Source organism: Bartonella sp. MU70NMGDW (assembly GCF_042194085.1).
Classification (GTDB): Bacteria; Pseudomonadota; Alphaproteobacteria; order Rhizobiales; family Rhizobiaceae; genus Bartonella; species Bartonella grahamii.
In genome coordinates, this window is sequence record NZ_JBHIMK010000206.1 from 1 (window position 1) to 2124 (window position 2124).

The window sequence follows — 2124 nt, forward strand, 5'->3', positions numbered from 1 at the left end:
GACCTTTTCGGACTTTGGAAAAGTCCGAAAGGGAAGCCATTTCGTATTTGGCATGCACGACGCAATATTGAGATGCTGTGCGGGGTGTTTTTACGCGATGTTTTGCGAATGAAGCTTAAACTCATCTTTACTTCGGCATCTCGACGCGAACACAAGCCTTTTACCAAATGGTTGCTTCGTCGTATGGATAAAGTTATCGCTACTAGTGTATGTACGGGAACCTATCTAGAAGTGCCTCATAAGGTTATTATGCATGGAGTGGATATTAGGCGTTTTTCACCCCCCAAAATTCCTGATGATTACTTTCCAGCAACTGGGGTGCCAGGAAAATATGCGGTAGGATGTTTTGGGCGCGTGCGCTATTTAAAGGGTACTGATTTGTTTGTGGACGCGATGATAGCATTATTGCCTGACTATCCCGAATGGACAGCACTTATCGCTGGTCGGACTACAGAACAGCATTATGGTTTTGAAAAGAAATTACGACAGAAGATTGCTGAAGCTGGTTTAAACGACCGCATTATTTTTCTTGGTGAAAGGCTTGATATACCTGTGTGGTATCGCCGTTTATCACTTTATGTGACTCCTTCTCGTTTGGAAGGTTTTGGTCTGACACCATTGGAGGCAATGGCATCACAGACGGCTGTAGTGGCGAGTGATGTAGGAATTTTTAAAGAATTGGTGGTCAAGGGAACAGGAACAGTTGTAAAAGCAGGAGATGGAGCGGCTTTAAAAGCAGCAATTGAACCTTATTTTGCTGATGTAGAAAAAACATTGGCAGCCGGAAAGAAAGCTTTAACCCATGTTCGTACGCACTTTCCTTTGGAAAAAGAGGCAACCGAGATTGAGCGTGTTTACAAAGAACTGTTTGCGGAAAAAACACTTTGATTATTATATCAAAAATCTTTTTGAGGAGTGATAAAAAGTTTTTTCCTTAAAGATTTTTCATAGTCATCAAGAAAACAGCTCAATGATATAAATGTTATTTTACAAAATTTATATTTTCTTTAGTAGAACGCTATAAGAAGTTCTCAAAATTTTGGATAAAATATTAAAAATGTATACGCTTGAGAGCAACATGTGCTTTATGATAAAGCATATTAGGAGAGAGGAAAGCTATTTTTATTCAGTGATATTTTAGAATAAGAAAATAATGCTTTAACTCAAGTCTAGATATACGGTGTCGTACTGATATTGTTCGTTTTGGAAGACTTAAATAGATGGAAAAAACGTTTTCTTGTCTTAAAAAAGATATTTATGGTGTCTCCATGGGTAAAATAGTCGTACATATTTTCAATAAATTCATAATAAGACGGATCTAAGATCAATATATACAATATATATATATGATTTCTATAGATAATTTACCTTTTTAATTTGAATAAGAGCTATCCTCTTGCACATCACAATTGGAAGAAAGCATGTGGTGGATAAAAACTATTGAAGACAGGGTGTAAAGAGATTTCTTATAAATTGTCTGAACTGCAGGTTGTTACGGCATTAACAGAAAGAAAATAATATGGTGGTACTAATTTATATCTTATTTTGTGGTACCGACTTGCACCTTATTATTATTTAAGTAAAAATGATGGTGCCCATTTTATATCTTTCATGAGAACTGTCGTGAAATGGGGTTGATGAGTATTGTGAGATTTTTTTTACAAACAAGCTTGTGAATCCATAATATAATAGCATTTTTTCTATAAGGATGTAACTCTATTAAAGAGAAAAAGCACTTTTATCAGCAAATATTCATATTTTTTGCATGAGAGATTATTCGTAAAAAAAGGATGTTCTATGTGCCCACTTTATTTGATAAAGAAGATCAATAAAGTGAAGTTTTATATGTTCTCGATTTGAAGGCTCTTGGTATTTGATTGTTCTTGTTGAATTATTTTTATATCAACATTTATATCGTTGATATGATGACTTGTATGAAATTTTAGGAAATCTTCAGTGGATTGAGTAAGGGGTGAATATTATGACTCATACTGTTCATGCCTTTTTATATTGTAAATTTTTTATCATAGTAGAATAAAATGCTCTATGCATTAGAATTGTTCACGCCAGAAAGCGGGAATAAAAAGGACGAATATTGTTATGATTTCAAGGCGTCCAGCTAAC

General features: G+C 34.7%; 1 protein-coding gene. It reads left to right on the forward strand.

Annotated features, from left to right (window positions below):
* Positions 1–888 (forward strand): glycosyltransferase family 4 protein (locus ACFIKE_RS09775; RefSeq protein ID WP_375649631.1); only part of this gene is annotated, 888 nt, incomplete at its 5' end.
* Positions 889–2124 lie beyond the last annotated feature (1236 nt).